Source organism: Nitrosovibrio sp. Nv4, from assembly GCF_900215485.1.
Lineage (GTDB): Bacteria > Pseudomonadota > Gammaproteobacteria > Burkholderiales > Nitrosomonadaceae > Nitrosospira.
The window spans coordinates 602,715-618,118 of the sequence record NZ_OCMZ01000001.1 but is presented as its reverse complement, the minus strand read 5'-3'; the positions used below and the strand labels follow the sequence as shown (position 1 = coordinate 618,118).

The 15,404-nt window shown below is 54.3% G+C and carries 19 protein-coding genes; 5 read left to right on the top strand and 14 right to left on the bottom strand.

The window, feature by feature from the left end:
• The first annotated feature begins 69 nt into the window (after positions 1 to 69).
• The gene (locus tag CRO05_RS02775) at positions 70 to 807 is read left to right on the top strand and encodes a YggS family pyridoxal phosphate-dependent enzyme (RefSeq protein ID WP_097065714.1); all 738 of its coding nucleotides are present in this window, start codon (positions 70 to 72) and stop codon (positions 805 to 807) included.
• Positions 808 to 824: 17 nt separating this feature from the next.
• On the opposite strand, the gene CRO05_RS02770 is transcribed toward CRO05_RS02775, so the two are convergent.
• The 5 genes from CRO05_RS02770 to CRO05_RS02750 all read right to left on the bottom strand — a co-directional run bounded on the left by CRO05_RS02770 (position 825) and on the right by CRO05_RS02750 (position 4,854).
• Positions 825 to 1,073 (bottom strand): YfhL family 4Fe-4S dicluster ferredoxin, encoded by a 249-nt coding sequence (locus CRO05_RS02770; protein ID WP_097065713.1) that lies wholly within the window; start codon positions 1,071 to 1,073, stop codon positions 825 to 827.
• A gap of 14 nt (positions 1,074 to 1,087) precedes the next feature.
• Positions 1,088 to 1,567 (bottom strand): pantetheine-phosphate adenylyltransferase, encoded by a 480-nt coding sequence (coaD, locus tag CRO05_RS02765; protein ID WP_097065712.1) that lies wholly within the window; start codon positions 1,565 to 1,567, stop codon positions 1,088 to 1,090.
• Complete coding sequence (rsmD, locus tag CRO05_RS02760) at positions 1,560 to 2,102, bottom strand: 16S rRNA (guanine(966)-N(2))-methyltransferase RsmD (protein ID WP_097065711.1); 543 nt, start codon at positions 2,100 to 2,102, stop codon at positions 1,560 to 1,562. Before rsmD ends, coaD begins: the two co-directional genes overlap by 8 nt.
• 65 nt (positions 2,103 to 2,167) lie before the next feature.
• Positions 2,168 to 3,478 carry a M16 family metallopeptidase gene (locus CRO05_RS02755; RefSeq protein WP_369831610.1) on the bottom strand — a complete coding sequence of 437 codons (1,311 nt, stop codon included), beginning with the start codon at positions 3,476 to 3,478 and terminating at the stop codon, positions 2,168 to 2,170.
• Positions 3,479 to 3,498: 20 nt separating this feature from the next.
• Positions 3,499 to 4,854, bottom strand: a complete 1,356-nt coding sequence (locus CRO05_RS02750; protein WP_235001337.1) for a pitrilysin family protein — start codon at positions 4,852 to 4,854, stop codon at positions 3,499 to 3,501.
• Between the two features lie 279 nt (positions 4,855 to 5,133).
• Between CRO05_RS02750 and ftsY the strand changes: the two genes are divergently transcribed.
• The 4 genes from ftsY to rpoH all read left to right on the top strand — a co-directional run bounded on the left by ftsY (position 5,134) and on the right by rpoH (position 8,686).
• Positions 5,134 to 6,129 (top strand): signal recognition particle-docking protein FtsY, encoded by a 996-nt coding sequence (ftsY, locus tag CRO05_RS02745; protein ID WP_097065709.1) that lies wholly within the window; start codon positions 5,134 to 5,136, stop codon positions 6,127 to 6,129.
• A gap of 53 nt (positions 6,130 to 6,182) precedes the next feature.
• The gene (ftsE, locus tag CRO05_RS02740; protein WP_097065708.1) at positions 6,183 to 6,836 is read left to right on the top strand and encodes a cell division ATP-binding protein FtsE; all 654 of its coding nucleotides are present in this window, start codon (positions 6,183 to 6,185) and stop codon (positions 6,834 to 6,836) included.
• Positions 6,833 to 7,741 carry a permease-like cell division protein FtsX gene (gene ftsX, locus CRO05_RS02735; protein WP_097065707.1) on the top strand — a complete coding sequence of 303 codons (909 nt, stop codon included), beginning with the start codon at positions 6,833 to 6,835 and terminating at the stop codon, positions 7,739 to 7,741. Before ftsE ends, ftsX begins: the two co-directional genes overlap by 4 nt.
• A gap of 93 nt (positions 7,742 to 7,834) precedes the next feature.
• Positions 7,835 to 8,686 (top strand): RNA polymerase sigma factor RpoH, encoded by an 852-nt coding sequence (gene rpoH, locus CRO05_RS02730; protein ID WP_097065706.1) that lies wholly within the window; start codon positions 7,835 to 7,837, stop codon positions 8,684 to 8,686.
• A 107-nt stretch (positions 8,687 to 8,793) separates the two neighbouring features.
• Here the strand turns inward: rpoH and CRO05_RS02725 are convergent, their stop codons facing one another.
• The 9 genes from CRO05_RS02725 to CRO05_RS15435 all read right to left on the bottom strand — a co-directional run bounded on the left by CRO05_RS02725 (position 8,794) and on the right by CRO05_RS15435 (position 15,377).
• Positions 8,794 to 9,042, bottom strand: a complete 249-nt coding sequence (locus CRO05_RS02725; protein WP_097065705.1) for a BolA family protein — start codon at positions 9,040 to 9,042, stop codon at positions 8,794 to 8,796.
• A 56-nt stretch (positions 9,043 to 9,098) separates the two neighbouring features.
• Positions 9,099 to 9,854 carry an ABC transporter permease gene (locus CRO05_RS02720; protein WP_097065704.1) on the bottom strand — a complete coding sequence of 252 codons (756 nt, stop codon included), beginning with the start codon at positions 9,852 to 9,854 and terminating at the stop codon, positions 9,099 to 9,101.
• Positions 9,851 to 10,780 carry an ABC transporter ATP-binding protein gene (locus CRO05_RS02715; RefSeq protein WP_097065703.1) on the bottom strand — a complete coding sequence of 310 codons (930 nt, stop codon included), beginning with the start codon at positions 10,778 to 10,780 and terminating at the stop codon, positions 9,851 to 9,853. The genes CRO05_RS02720 and CRO05_RS02715 overlap by 4 nt, the downstream gene beginning before the upstream one ends.
• Positions 10,781 to 10,947: 167 nt before the next feature.
• The gene (locus tag CRO05_RS02710) at positions 10,948 to 11,238 is read right to left on the bottom strand and encodes an STAS domain-containing protein (protein WP_097066625.1); all 291 of its coding nucleotides are present in this window, start codon (positions 11,236 to 11,238) and stop codon (positions 10,948 to 10,950) included.
• A gap of 26 nt (positions 11,239 to 11,264) precedes the next feature.
• Positions 11,265 to 11,900, bottom strand: coding sequence for a phospholipid-binding protein MlaC (locus tag CRO05_RS02705; protein ID WP_097065702.1), 636 nt, complete (start codon positions 11,898 to 11,900; stop codon positions 11,265 to 11,267).
• Between the two features lie 146 nt (positions 11,901 to 12,046).
• Positions 12,047 to 12,532 (bottom strand): outer membrane lipid asymmetry maintenance protein MlaD, encoded by a 486-nt coding sequence (gene mlaD / locus CRO05_RS02700; protein ID WP_097065701.1) that lies wholly within the window; start codon positions 12,530 to 12,532, stop codon positions 12,047 to 12,049.
• The gene (gene mlaE / locus CRO05_RS02695; RefSeq protein ID WP_097065700.1) at positions 12,532 to 13,329 is read right to left on the bottom strand and encodes a lipid asymmetry maintenance ABC transporter permease subunit MlaE; all 798 of its coding nucleotides are present in this window, start codon (positions 13,327 to 13,329) and stop codon (positions 12,532 to 12,534) included. Before mlaE ends, mlaD begins: the two co-directional genes overlap by 1 nt.
• The gene (locus CRO05_RS02690) at positions 13,322 to 14,134 is read right to left on the bottom strand and encodes an ABC transporter ATP-binding protein (protein ID WP_097065699.1); all 813 of its coding nucleotides are present in this window, start codon (positions 14,132 to 14,134) and stop codon (positions 13,322 to 13,324) included. Before CRO05_RS02690 ends, mlaE begins: the two co-directional genes overlap by 8 nt.
• A gap of 217 nt (positions 14,135 to 14,351) precedes the next feature.
• Positions 14,352 to 15,377: a DUF3426 domain-containing protein gene (locus tag CRO05_RS15435; protein ID WP_097065698.1), complete on the bottom strand. Its 1,026-nt coding sequence runs from the start codon at positions 15,375 to 15,377 to the stop codon at positions 14,352 to 14,354.
• Positions 15,378 to 15,404: the final 27 nt, after the last annotated feature.

Genomic DNA, 15,404 nt, shown 5'->3' with positions numbered 1-15,404 from the left:
CCCCTCACTTTTTCATCCTCATGGGTAACTGCCCGGAGTAACCGGTAAATAAAAGATAAGGCAAAGAAAATGGAACCCAATACGACAACCATTGCCTCTGGCTTGCAGAAGGTAAAAACCCGCATCAGGGAGGTTGCTGAAAAAGCAGGCCGACAGCCCGAAGCCATCACACTGTTGGCCGCAAGCAAGACCAACCCCGCCGAGCGGCTGCGGGAAGCCTTTGTCGCCGGACAAACTATTTTCGGTGAGAATTATCTTCAGGAAGCGTTGGTGAAAATCGCTGCGCTCGCTGATTTGCCGATTGAATGGCATTTTATCGGCCCCATACAGAGCAACAAAACTAAACGCATAGCCGAGAATTTTGCCTGGGTGCACGGTGTAGACCGAAAAAAAATAGCCGACCGTTTGTCGAAGGACAGGCCGGAATCATTGCCTCCCCTCCAGATATGCCTGCAGGTAAACGTAAGCGGGGAGGATAGCAAGAGCGGAGTGGCGCCCGAGGAGGTTGCCGATCTGGCGGCACATGTCGTCCAATTGCCGCGGTTGAAGCTGAGAGGCGTAATGGCCATTCCCGAGCTTACGAAAGCAACCGCGCTGCAGCGCAGCCAGTTCCAGATGCTGAAAGAAGCCTACGACCAGTTAAAACAGGCCGGCTATGACCTTGACACGATCTCCATGGGTATGTCCGAGGATCTGGATATTGCAATCGAAGAGGGTGCGACCATGGTCCGTGTAGGCACGGCAATTTTTGGACCTAGACTGTACCCTATCCCCGAAGAGCTTGCCGCGCGGCAAGGAAATCCCTGATACCTCTCCGCAGAGATTCAGGTGTTCCCGAGGGAAAGATACTTTTCGTACAACTGCTCTTTTGTCTCGACAATATCCGGATCGAGGATGATGCAATCCACGGGACATACTTCCACGCATTGCGACTCTTCGTGATGCCCCACGCATTCAGTGCACAGGCGAGGATCTATTACATAGAACTCTTCTCCCTGCGAGATGGCATCGTTTGGGCATTCCGGCTGGCACACGTCGCAATTGATACATTCATCAGTGATGATTAAAGCCATATCAACCTCAACAATTACGTTTTGATTCTGATTCGAAGCTGCTCGGCAATCAGGGGGTGCACGAATTTGTCCACGCTTCCCCCCAGCAGCGCGATTTCCCGCACAATGGTAGCCGAAACAAACATGTATTGCTCTGAGGGCGTCAGGAACATGGTTTCGACACCGGGATACAGGCTGCGGTTCATCCCCGCCATCTGAAATTCGTATTCGAAATCGGACACGGCCCGCAGTCCGCGCAGGATAACTCTCGCGTTCTGCCGTTGCGCGAATTCCATCAACAAACCCGAGAACGCCATTACCTCGATATTGCGACAATCGGCCAGCACCTCGCGCCCCATTTTGACCCGCTCGTCCTGGGTAAAAAAGGGTTTTTTTCCACTGCTCACAGCCACCGCTACCACCACCTGATCAAATAGTCCCGACGCACGCCGGACCAGATCCTCATGACCACGTGTGATGGGGTCGAACGTACCGGGATATATCGCTTTATCCATCTTTCTTGAATTTTAATAATTGATAATGCACGTTGCCTGCCTGCCCCTTTCGCCATGTCACCCAGTTCGCATCCAGCGCACAGGAAGTGTCATTCTCCAGATAGACCACTCCTCCTTGAGCAAGATGCAGATGCAGGCTCGACAGCAGTTTCGGCAATAGACCCAGCCGATAGGGCGGGTCAAGGAAAATCACATCGAACCGGTTTTTATCGGAATCAAGAAATTTCAACGCATCCATTGCCACAAGATCGACTTGTTCTGCCCCGAGTTTATGCAGGTTGGCTTTCAGTGCCTTTAACACGTGCGGGCTCGATTCGACCATTACCACACGCTCCGCTCCGCGTGATGCAGCCTCTAAGCCCATCGCCCCGCTACCGGCAAACAGATCAAGGCAGCGCTTGCCGCTCAGATCCTGTCCCAGCCAGTTGAATACAGTCTCCCGGACCCGATCAGGCGTCGGCCGAAGGTCTGCGTCGCTTGGGAAAGTCAGTACGCGACTGCGCCATTCGCCGCCTATGATGCGGACTCTATTCACTGTGCGCGTGATGGAAAAATGGAAGAACGATTCGGCGGGTACGCAGCCGTCGTCCTTGTGTTTGGCTATTTTTTGCTCTCAGCACCCACTACAACCGCCACCATCCCCATCGGGTCGATACGCCGCCGAAAAGCTTCCGAGACCTGGGAAACGGTTACTTTTGCCACTGCCTTCACGTAATCGTCAAGATAGGTAAGAGGCAGTTTGTAAAAACCGATCATCGCCAGATAACTGATGATTTTCCTGTTGCTGTCTATACGCAACGGGAAACTGCCGATGATGTTTTGCTTGGCTGCTGCGAGCTCCTCTTCCGTTGGTCCACCGGCAACAAAATCGGCCAGAATTTTGCGAGTCAGTGCAAGCGCTTCTTCGGACTGCTCTTTTTGCGTTTGCAAGCCGATTTCGAACGGACCCTGCTCCCTGAGCGGCGAAAAATGGCTGTGAACGCTGTAAGCCAATCCGCGTTTCCGGCGGATTTCTTCCATCAGGCGTGAGGTGAATCCACCTCCGCCAAGTATGTGATTGCCTACCAGCAGCGGAAAATAGTCGGGATCGTCGCGGCGGAGTCCCGGATAGGCGAGCTGGATATGGCTTTGCGTAGCAGGATGGGAGATTCTTTTGGTATCCGCGATCGGCGCCGTCACCTCCAACAAATTATACACAGGCTTTTCCTGCACCAATTCCTTCGTTAGTGATTCAGCGATAGCGGCTGCTTCCGCACGGCTCACGTCTCCCATGATAGATACCACCGCATCAGCGGCGGAATAGCGGGATCGATGTAAATCCACCAGATCCTCGCGTTGCAACGCGCTTACGCTATCAATCTCTCCCGAGCCGCGTAATCCATATGGATGGTTGCCATAGAGCATTTTCATCAGCGTGCGGTCGGCAATATTATCCGGTTTGGTGTCGGCTTCCCTCAACCCGGCGACTACCCGCACCTTCTCCCGCTCCAGCACATTTATATCGAACGCCGGATGCTGTACGACTCGACCAAGTATATCCAGCGCCCGGCCGCGCTCCCGTGCGCTGCTCAAAGTGCGTAACGTAAGTCCCGCACGATCCTCATCGAAGTGCGCGCCGAGCTGGGCGCCGACATCGGCTAATGCCTTGGAGATCTGATCCTCGGTGAGACCGCCCGCACCCAGGCTGGATAGATACAGCGTCATGCCGGCCCGGCCGGATTTCTCACGTGTATCGGTGCTGCTGCCCGCACTGAAATCCACGCTGACATCAAGTATCGGCAACTCGCGGCTTTCGACGAAGAAGACTCGCGCGCCTGATGAGGCCTGCCAATGCTGGATTGGCAGAGTAGCAAACGCCCATTGGGAGTAAACGCCCGCGAGCAGGAAAAACAGGCAGCGCATCACATGCATCGGAACCTCTCTGATATCACTCAATGCCGCAACCCGGCAGGTGCGGCGGCTGGGGCTTTCTGCTCCAGCGGTTGCGGGTCGAGTACTGCAACGGTCAGGCTTTCATCCCTCAAATATTTTTTTGCCACGTCGCGGACCTGTTCGGCCGTAACCGCCTGAAGCTTTCTCAGTATCGTATCTTCGTCACGATATGACAATCCGATACTTTCCAATTGTCCGATCTGCATTGCCTGAAAAGACATGGAGTCGAGCTGAAAGACATGGCTAGCCACGACCTGAGCCTTGACACGCGCGAGTTCCTCGGCGGTTACGCCATCGCGCACGAGTTTCTCAACCTCGGCACGCAACGCGGTTTCCAGTTCAGAAGCCGTTTTGCCTTCACTGGGCGTTCCGTCGAGATAAAACATCCCGGGGCCGCGCGCCGTGGAATCGTAGCTTGCGCCTGCCGAACTTGCAATGCGCTGCTCGCGAACCAGTTCCTTGTTGAGCCGCGCCGATTCGTTGCCATCCAGCACTCCGGCCAGCATTTCCAGTGCGTAAGGCTCCCAATCAGTATCAGGATTGCGCAATGCCGGTGCATGATAAGCCATGGCCAGGTACGGTAACCGCGCCGGCGCTTTTACTGTGAGCCGCTTGGTACCGAGTTGACTTGGTTCAGCCTGCGGCTTGCGTTTATCCAGCGGCAACACCTTCCCAGACTTGATATGGCCATAATACTTTCGCGCCAGAACGAAGACCTGCTGCGGGTTTACATCACCCACCACGACCAGCACGGCATTGTTGGGCACATACCATCGGTCATACCATGCCTGCGCGTCGTGGACGCTCATGTTTTCCAGATCGTTCATCCAGCCTACTACTGGATGCCTGTACGGGTGCGACTGGTAGGCGGTGGCCATCATTTTCTCATGTACCAGCGCCCGCGGTTGATCATCGGTGCGCAGGCGCCGTTCTTCCATGACGACTTTGATTTCCTGGGCGAAATCTTCTTCCGTCAGCACCAGGTTGCGCATCCGGTCGGACTCCAGCTCCATTGCCAGCGGCAGCCTGGATTTATGCAATTGCTGATAATAGGCGGTATAGTCACGGCTGGTAAAAGCATTTTCACGTCCCCCCGCCGCTGCGATGCGCGTGGAAAATTCGCCGCCCGGAACTTTCTCTGTGCCCTTGAACATCATATGCTCCAGTACATGGGCTACCCCTGTCACGCCGTTTACCTCATCAATACTTCCCGCCTTGTACCAGATTTGCGAGATTACGACGGGAGAGCGATGATCTTCCTTGACAATCAGTTTAAGGCCATTGCCGAGCGTATACTCATGCGTATTGGCAAATGCGCCCCCGGAGAACGAGAAAGCCAGCGAAACGAGTATCATCGCGGCTGCCCGCACGGCGGATGAAAGAGCGGTAGCACGACGACAAGACGTCATCCTGAATCCGGCAACTGGCTCTCCATTTTTCAATTTAACACTATGTCCCACACTCCCCCCAAAGACCTTTTGCATCACCTGATCTTCACCTGTTATTGTTGGCTGGCTACCGCTGCCGGATCGGGGTCATTCTTAATACCCCAAACCTTGGTAAACAGCATAAAATCGGGAATAATTTCTGCTCGATTCCGGTCTGAATTTCGACTAATGTGACAGCCTACCAGAATGCCAGGTTTCTTCAAATCCAAAAATAGCTCTGACGCCGCCGGCCCTCAGTCTGCCGCAAGCGCTAACTGGGCGGCAAGAGTTAGACAGGGGCTCTCCCGCACAAGGGATAACTTCGGTAAACGCCTGTCCGGTTTATTCGGCGGAGGTAAGATAGATGAAGACCTCTACGAAGAACTGGAAACGATACTGCTCACTGCCGATACAGGCGTAAGTGCAACCGCGTGGCTGCTTGATGAACTGCGCAGGCATGTCAAACGCAATGGTCTGACGGAGGCGGCGCAACTCAAGGACGCCTTGCAGGAGGCCCTGGTCGCCCTGCTCGGGCCGCTGGCGCAACCCCTCGACATGGAAAAAAACAAGCCCTTCATCATTATGCTGACCGGGGTAAATGGAGCGGGAAAAACCACTTCCATCGGGAAGCTTGCGCATCATTTTCAGTTACAGGGAAAAACCGTACTGCTCGCTGCCGGCGATACTTTTCGTGCAGCCGCTCGCGAACAACTCATGGCCTGGGGCGAGCGTAATAATGTCTCAGTCATCGCCCATGAGGGTAACGGACAGCAAAAAGGAGATCCGGCGGCAGTCATATTCGACGCAATCAACGCGGCGAAAGCGCGCGGCACAGACGTCGTGCTTGCGGATACAGCGGGACGGCTTTCCACACAACTGCACCTGATGGAAGAAATAAAAAAGGTCAAGCGCGTTATCGCCAAGGCCGAACCGGGTGCGCCGCATGAAACGCTACTGGTGCTGGATGCCAACACGGGCCAGAACGCCCTCAATCAGGTGCAGGCTTTCGATGACGCGCTCGGGCTCACGGGCCTCATCGTTACCAAGCTGGACGGCACAGCGAAAGGGGGCGTAATCGCTGCAATCGCCAGGCAACGCCAGCAAAAGCCGCCGTTGCCAATACGCTTCATAGGCGTGGGCGAAGGCATGGATGACTTGCGGCCGTTCGTCGCGAGGGAATTTGTCGAGGCGCTGTTTGATTGAGACGAGCAGAGTAAGCGTGAAAAATTGGATTGGTATCGCAATCATGGCGTTCAATGATTAGCTTCAGTCAGGTCTACAAGCGTTATCCTAACGGCTACGAAGCGCTCAAGAATGTCAGTTTTACCCTTGAGGCAGGCGAAATGGCCTTGATCAACGGGCATTCGGGTGCGGGAAAAACCACGCTGCTGAGGCTCATTGCCGCTATCGAACGCCCTACCGCCGGCAGCATTATCGTCAACGGGCAGAATGTCAGCACTCTCAAGAGTGGCGCAATTCCTTTCCTGCGGCGCAATCTCGGCCTTGTATTCCAGGATCAGAAGATCCTGTTCGATCGCACTGTTTTTCAGAATGTGCTATTACCTCTGCAAATTAGCGGTTTCAGCTCCAGGGCGGCAACCGGACGAGTTCGCGCCGCGCTCGACAAGGTAGGATTGCTTGACAGGGAAAGAGCGCGGCCCATCACCCTCTCGGGCGGCGAGCAACAGCGCCTGTGTATCGCACGCGCTATCGTGAACAGGCCTTCCATACTCATCGCGGATGAGCCAACCAGTAACCTTGACGCGGATTACGCACGAGATATCATGGACATGTTCAAGTCGTTTAATCAGGTCGGCGTTACGGTGCTGATAGCGACTCATGACGTTGAACTGCTCGGCGGTATGCATCAACGTATGTTTACGCTTAGTCACGGGGAATTGACAGCATGAGCGTCTGGTTTTCGCATCATCTGCATGCTTTTGCGCTGGCGTTCAAACGACTGGCAATCACTCCGCTCGGCAGCCTGCTCAGCATTGCCGTGATCGGGATCGCTTTCAGCCTGCCTGCCGGAATTTATGTGCTGCTGGAAAACCTCCAGGCTCTCTCCGGCCAATTTTCCGGAGAGCCTGAGTTAAGCCTGTTCCTGAAGCTGGACGCAGACAAAAGTGCAGTGGCTGAAATTGAATCGCACCTGGATCAGCATCCGCACGTGGCGGCGTTCAGGTTCATTTCCAGGGACAGCGCGCTGGAGCAGTTCAAGGAAGGCAGCGGACTCGCGGACGTAATAGATGGGCTTGAGGGGAATCCACTGCCGGACGCCTTTGTCATCACGGCCAGGGACATCTCACCCGAGACGCTGGAAGCATTACGTGCGGAGCTAGGGGAACTGCCCTTGGTCGAACATGCGCAGCTTGACTCAGCCTGGGCCAAGCGGCTGGACTCCTTCCTCAGGCTGGGTAGATTGGCAGTGTTCATGCTTGGCGGCCTGCTTAGCTTCTCGCTGGTAGCCGTGGCGTTCAATACGATACGTCTGCAAATTCTGACGATGCGGGATGAAATAGAAGTAGCGAAGCTGATTGGCGCGACCAAAGGTTTTATCCGCCGTCCTTTTCTGTATTTTGGGGCGATGCAGGGCGTGGTTGGAGGGGCCGCCGCCTGGCTCATCATTTCTTTAGGCATTCATCTGACTGATGAGCAATTGAGGGGCCTGATGGCGCTATACGATGCGAATTTTCGCCTCTACCATCTTTCCCTCGAAGACAGCCTGAGCCTGTTATTGTTCTCGGCGTGGCTCGGCTGGGCCGGCGCATGGCTATCGGTAACCAATCATCTCTGGCGAATAGAACCACGATAATTCATGAGCTTAAGGCGTTTACAGGGAACTTTTCGGAATTGTTGACGCTCTCATCGGAAAAGGTTAACTTTGGCAGGAAATCAAGGAGGGCAAATGAATTTCGCTTTAACCGTACCCGTACCGTTATCCGGTAGCATCGAGGGTTACATCCAGTCGGTCAATCGCTTTCGCATTCTTTCGCAGGAAGAAGAGATTCGCCTCGCGCGATCCCTGAAGAATGAAGGTAACATCGATGCCGCCCGCCAACTGGTGCTTTCACACTTGCGCGTTGTGGTCGCGATTGCTCGCGGGTACAAAGGCTACGGCCTGCCCCAGGCCGACCTGATCCAGGAAGGCAATATCGGTTTAATGAAAGCCGTCAAACGCTATGATCCAGAACGCGGTGTGAGGCTGGTATCGTTTGCGGTGCACTGGATCAAAGCGGAGATCCATGAATTCATACTGCGTAACTGGCGGCTGGTCAAAATCGCCACGACCAAGGCGCAACGAAAACTGTTCTTCAATCTGCGCAGCATGAAGCCCGTTCTGGACACCATGAATCCGGAAGAAGTGAATGCCATGGCCAGGCAGTTGGGCGTCAAAGCCGAAGAAGTGGTGGAAATGGAGACCCGCTTCAGCGGACGAGATGTCTCTCTTGAACCCCTGTCTGAAGACGATGACGATGAAACGTTCAGCCCTATCGCATACCTCACTGATGGGAGCGAACCTTCGCAGGTGCTGGAGGCGGAACAAACCAGCCGCCTGCGCGGTGAAGGTTTGGAGGAGGCCCTGTCCAGCCTCGACGCTCGCAGCCGGCACATTATCGAGGCCCGCTGGTTACGGGAGAAAGACACAGCAACGCTGCATGATCTTGCTGACGAACTGGGCGTATCCGCCGAGCGCGTCCGTCAGATTGAAGCGAAAGCGATGCAGAAGATGCGTACCGCCATGTCGCCAGCAGGGTGATGGTGCGGTGAAATCTCCACGAAAATTGATTTAACACCTTCACAAAAGCCGCCAATTCTTGACGATGTCGATGATTTCTACATCGCCATCACGTCAGGAATTGGGCATCAGGCCTGGTTGGATTCCGCCCATTGTTCCGGCGTAAGGGTTTTCATGGATAAGGCATGAATCTCCTGCTTCATCCGGTCGCCGAGCGCTCGATAAACCAGCTGATGTTGCTGCACCATATTCTTCCCCCGGAATTCGGGGCTGACAATAATGGCGTTGAAATGATAACCGTCATCGCCTTCCACATGCACCAGTTCGCATGGCATGGAAGCTTCGATATGGGTTTTAATGCTGTCTGATGTAACCATTCATCCCGTCCTATGTGAATGATGCTATGCCACGAGCTAAATTTCTACAAATATCCTTAATGGCGGATCTTGTACCCCGCCTTCAGCATTTGCAGCGTCAGCCATGATACCGCCAAGAAGCACATTGCCACAATCCCAAGGCTGACATAGGGTGAAATATCGGAGGCATTGAAGAAACCATAGCGAAACCCGTCAATTACGTAGAAAAATGGATTCAAATGGGACAGGCCCTGCCAGAAGGGCGGCAACGAATGGATTGTGTAGAATACCCCGGACAAAAATGTCAGCGGCAGAATGACGAAATTCTGAAATGCGGCCAGCTGATCAAATTTTTCCGCCCATATGCCCGCGATAATACCCAGCGCACCCAGCAATGCGCTGCCTATCAAGGCAAACAGGAACACCCATGGAAGCGAGGTCACGGACAAATCGAAAAACCCAAGCGTTACCAGATAAACACCCAGGCCGACAGCCAGTCCGCGCACTACCGATGCGAGGACATAGGCAAAAAATATTTCCTGGTAAGACAATGGCGATAACAGGACGAACACGAGGTTACCTGTAATTTTCGACTGAATCAGGCTGGATGACGAGTTGGCAAACGCATTCTGGAGCATCGCCATCATTATCAGACCCGGGATCAGAAAAACCGTGTAGGTGACCCCTGGATATGCCTCCACATGTTCTTCCAGCACATGGGAAAAAATCATGAGATAAAGCAGAGTGGATACCATCGGCGCGAACACTGTCTGAAATCCAACTTTCCAGAATCGCAGCAATTCCTTGTGGAGCAGAGTAAGAAAGCCGGTCATGTAGGAACGGCCGCGGATTCCGTGATTTCGGCGTCGCCCATTATTTTTACGAATACCTCTTCCAGATCAGGCTGCAATACCTGCATTTCCAGCACCTGCGACGCCGCCTCACGCAACGCGGCCATGACATGCTCAAGCTGGGAGTATTCAGCGAGCGTCAGGATGTAATATCCCTCTTCGCGAGTGCTCATCAGCGGCCGTAGCGCGGACGGCAGCGTATCAGGCGACAATCGCAGTCGCACAGCGCATCCCGGCACGCTGTTAACAAGGTTGCTGATGGTGTCGAGCGCGACGATATTGCCTTGTTTCAGCATTGCCACGCGACTGCACAAGGCTTCTGCTTCGTCCAGGTAATGGGTGGTAAGCACAATTGTGTGACCATCGCGATTCAATTGCCTGACGAAACGCCATAGCCCCTGGCGCAGCTCCACATCCACTCCCGCCGTGGGCTCATCCAGCACGATTACCGGTGGTTTATGTACCAATGCCTGAGCCACGAGCACGCGCCGCTTCATGCCGCCCGACAGTGCGCGCATATTGACGCCGGCCTTGTCCGCAAGGTCCAGGTGGTGGATTATTTCGTCTATCCAAGCCTCGTTATTCTTCAGGCCGTAATATCCGGATTGAATTAGAAGTGTTTCGCGAACGGTGAAGAACGGGTCATACACAAGCTCCTGCGGTACTACCCCTAACATGCGCCGTGCGTCACGGTAGTCCGCGACGACATCGTATCCCATTACTCTGACGCTGCCGCTGGTAGCACGGGTAAGCCCGGCTATTATGTTGATCAGTGTGGTCTTGCCCGCACCGTTGGGGCCGAGCAAAGCAAAAAATTCGCCGGTCCGTATTTCAAGATCAACACCAGCCAGAGCGTGCAACCTGCCGAAGCGCTTGTGCATCTGTTTGACTTCAATTGCCGGGGTCATTGAGAAAATAGAATAGGACGACCGATATACGGGTAGCGGGGATCGACGGCACAGGCTGCAAAGCATCCGGCATGTCCCATCATGGGCGGCGAGTGAGCGCTGCTTTTGATACGAACGTGCTTATGCCAGGGCACTCAAGGCAAAACGAATCCGCCTTCCTCTTTGCTTTATGCCAAGCTCATCAATTCCGAAACGCCATACAACTGCACGAGGCTTTGCAGTTTTGGTGGCATGTTGGCGAAAGACATCCGGCAGTTGCGGCGAGTGGCCTCGCGCTGCCACTCCAGCAATACACTGACGGCCGAAGAATCCACTTCAGTCACCAGCGTCAGGTCGATTATCAAATCGTCATGATCGAACCAGGCGGCGCCCCGCGCAACCACTGCGACGGCGTTGTCGATGGTTATGGGTCCCTTGACGCTCAGTCCGCCGCCCTCCTGCAAGACTATCTCAGCCACGCTGGCCATCGCGGAAAAACCATCGATTACTGAGCTGACGCTTTTTTATCGGCAGCGACCAGCGAGCGGTTTTTGTCAGCCAGCGTTTTGATCAGTTTTTCCACACCGCCCTCGCGTACCTGGCTATTGAAAGTGCTGCGGTAATTGGTCACAAGACTTACTCCGGCTACTGTCACATCGTATACCTTCCAGCCGTCATTTGTCTTTTCCATGCTGTAGTCGATGGGTACCGGCTGTTGTCCGCTGTCCATTACCTTTGTTTTAACTGTGGTGTCGGTGTCGGCCGCGTTGCTTTTCAGCGGTTCGACCTTGATGGTGTAGTCGCTATAGGTACTGAGCGCGTTGGAATAGGTGCGGACCAGCAAAGTGCGAAACTCTTTCACCAGTTCCTGCTGTTGCTCGGGCGTGGCCTTGGACCAGTTCTTGCCCATCGCCAGCCGGGTCATCCGTGCGAAGTTGAAATGAGGCAACACCTTGGCCTCCACCAGATCGAGAATCTTGGCGGTGTTACCCGACTGCAACTCTTTATCCTGCCGGACAATGGCGAGCACTTCCTGCGCTGTATTATCCACCAGCGTATCGGGACTGGTTGCCATTGCCCAAGCGGGAAGCGCAAGCCACCACGCCGCCAGCAATACGGAGATACCAAGATATTTTTTCATGATTTCCTCACTAAAATTTATTTAAACTGCTTAACAAACCGGTGTGTTGTGATGCACGGAAACCAAACATTTGCGCATCCTCGCCACTCGCAAGGAGGACACTCAAAACCATTATCGCGCTGCGCATTGGACTGTTTCGAAACTCCCTAGTTCTTCTGGGCATCTTCGTTCCCGTCTCCCTCTGAGGCCTTATTGAACAGAAATCGTCCGATCATCTCTTCGAGGACGAGCGCGGAATTGGTTTTCATCATTTTATCACCACTCTTCAGCATGGCGTCATCGCCACCCGCCGCTAAACCGATGTACTGTTCGCCGATAAGCCCCGAGGTAAGAATACTGGCAAAAGTATCCTTGGGAAACTGGTAGCGGCTGTCTATGCTCATTATCACCAGGGCATCGTAGGTTTCGGTGCTGAATTGAATATCTGTCACGCGTCCCACAACCACGCCAGCGCTTTTTACGGGCGCCCTGACTTTCAATCCTCCGATATTTTCGAAATTCCCCGTTAGCGTGTAGCTGTCAGCCGCACTGTAGGTGCCGAGATTTCCGACTTTCAATGCCAATACCAGCAAAGCGCCTACTCCTGCCATGACAAACAGCCCTACCCATAAATCCATTGTTGTTCGCTGCATCAGCCCATTCCCCTGAACATGAATGAGGTTAAAATAAAATCGAGTCCCAGAATCGCCAGCGCCGACGTTACGACGGTCCGGGTAGTGGCGCCGGACACTCCCTCCGCCGTGGGGGACGCATCATAACCCTCGAACACCGCTATTGCCGTTATCGCGATACCAAAAACAAAGGTTTTTATTACGCCGTTGACAATGTCGTACCTGAAGTCAACCGCACCTTGCATTTGCGACCAGAATGAACCCTCGTCCACCCCGATGAGGATCACCGCCACCAGGTAACCGCCGAAAATACCAATTGCGGAGAATAACGCCGCCAGAAGCGGCATGGAAATCACGCCAGCCCAGAATCGCGGCGCTACCACCCGCGCAATGGGATCCACCGCCATCATTTCCATCGCCGCCAATTGCTCGGTAGCCTTCATCAGGCCGATTTCCGCTGTAATGGCGGAACCGGCACGGCTGGCGAACAACAGCGCAGCAACCACCGGCCCTAGTTCCCGCAGCAGCGATAATGCCACCATCGTGCCTACGGCCGATTCGGCGCCATACCGCTGCAAGGTTTCGTAACCCTGCAAGCCGAGCACCATGCCGACAAATAGTCCCGACACAATAATAATGATCAGCGATAGTACGCCCGTGAAATAAAGCTCACGGATGATCAGGCCGAAACGCCTCAGACTGGTGCCCGATTTCAGCAGGGTCAACAGGAAAAAACGGCTGGCGTAGCCCAGCCGCCAAACACTGTCTATTACCCGATGACCGATGCCCTGGATTCCAGTAACGATACGCCTAGGCAAAACTTCCCTCCAGTTTCAGGTCGCGTGCATAGGCGTTGGCAGGGTAGTGGAACGAGACAGGGCCGTCTTCTTCGCCATGCACGAACTGATGTACGAAAGGCGCAATTGATCCACGCACTTCGTCCGGTGTGCCGTGGGCTGCAATCACCCCGTCTGAAATGAAATACACCTGGTCAACAATTTTCAGGGACTCCTGCACATCGTGCGTAACGACAATGGAGGTCATGCCTAATGCGTCGGTCAGCCGGCGTATCAAATTTCCGATCACCGTGAGTGAAATGGGGTCAAGGCCGGTAAAAGGCTCATCATACATGATGAGTAGCGGATCAAGCGCAATCGAACGAGCCAATGCCACGCGCCGCGCCATACCTCCGGAAAGTTGCGCAGGCATCAGATCGTGCGCGCCACGCAGGCCGACAGCATGCAGCTTCATCAGTACCAGATCGCGAATCATGGATTCCGGCAGATCGGTATGTTCGCGCATCTGGAACGCCACATTGTCGAATACCGAGAGGTCGGTAAACAGCGCGCCGAACTGAAACAGCATGCTCATTTTTCGACGCATCAGAAAAAGCTCATCCCTTTTCAGCTCATGCACTACCTTGCCGGCTACCTTGACATTACCCGAGGACGGACGTACCGCGCCGCCGATAAGACGCAATAGCGTAGTCTTGCCGCTACCGCTGCCGCCCATGATGGCGATGACTTTGCCATGTGCCATTGTCATGTCGATCCCCTTAAGGATCGAACGCTCCCCATAGGAGAAATTCAGGCCTTTGATTTCGACCAAGGGTTCAGATGTCATTCTGGCAGAATAGGATGCGTGATTTGACGGGGACGTCGATTTTAATCCAAATGCGCTTTCAGCACAGCCCCATATTTGTATCGGGCTCTTGAGGCAACGTTGTTATCCAATATGTTCTGGGATTGACGAATTTCATTGTTGCATTCGAGCTATCTGACAGAATCTCGCGAGTTCGATACCGCAGCGACAGCGTATTGTTCAACTGCCCGAAAGCTATCTAAGAGTGTGGATAAAGCAACAGCAGCCGATACCCGGCCGCGTTCAAATCCCCACTATCGAGGTGAAGCTTCACGTTGAATTCATCATTGGGTGCGACGCCGCTCCCGCTGTTTTCCTTTTCTTCAAGGTATGCATCGGGAGGAAAGGTACGGCTTGCAAGAGGCCGGTTCTGCGTGTCGATGAGTGTAAGTTGAAACGATGGAAATGCCTGTGGATAGGGCGCGTGATTACGTATCGTGGCATTAAGCGTGATGACTCCGGGCTGCTCTGTATCCGATTGCATCTCGGATGACTCGATATTCAGCAATTTCGCATGCTGGGGCGTCGGGATAGTACACTCCAGCAGCTCGCAATATCGTTCAAGATACGGCTTGGCGTCAGGCGCAATAACAGCAAGTTCGCCACGGTAAGCATAAATAGCCTGCGCCGCCAGCACGACTACCAGAACGAGGCTGGCGAAACCCCACGCGAGGGAGGCTGCCAGGGACGCTCTGGGTGGCTGCCCCTCATCGAAAGCGTAATTCTCCGGCGGGTAATTTGCCAGCACATCATTTTCCGTCCAAGAGCTGCCCGTTTCGGAAACTTTTGGAGCAGATTTTTCTTCGCCCGCACTCACTGCGGCAGAACTGTTTCTAGCGCCTGCTGTTTTCGGGATGGATTCTTCCGAAACGGGCGGTCCCGACGGCGGCGCCTCCTCCCTTATCTGGTCTGCAGCAACTTCATCCGGAATTATTTTGTGTCCGGAAGCTGAAGGTAAATCTTTCTGATCAGGCAGGGCCTGCGCGGGCGCATCACTTCCGGAGGGGATGTCAGGGGAGTAGGGCGGCGTTTCCTCAGCTTCTGGATCGCTTTTGGGGTCGCCCAAATCTGCTGCTTCCGGCTCCTGCATTGTTGCCAGAGCGGCAAAACCGTTAAATACCTGAGCGCAGTGTCCGCAGCGCACCTCCCCACCGTGCGCCTGTAAATGGAGAGGGGTTACCCGGAAGGTGGTCGCGCAGCTGGGGCAACGAGTTACAAGCGCCATAGCCGTCGTTGTTGCGACAAATTAAAA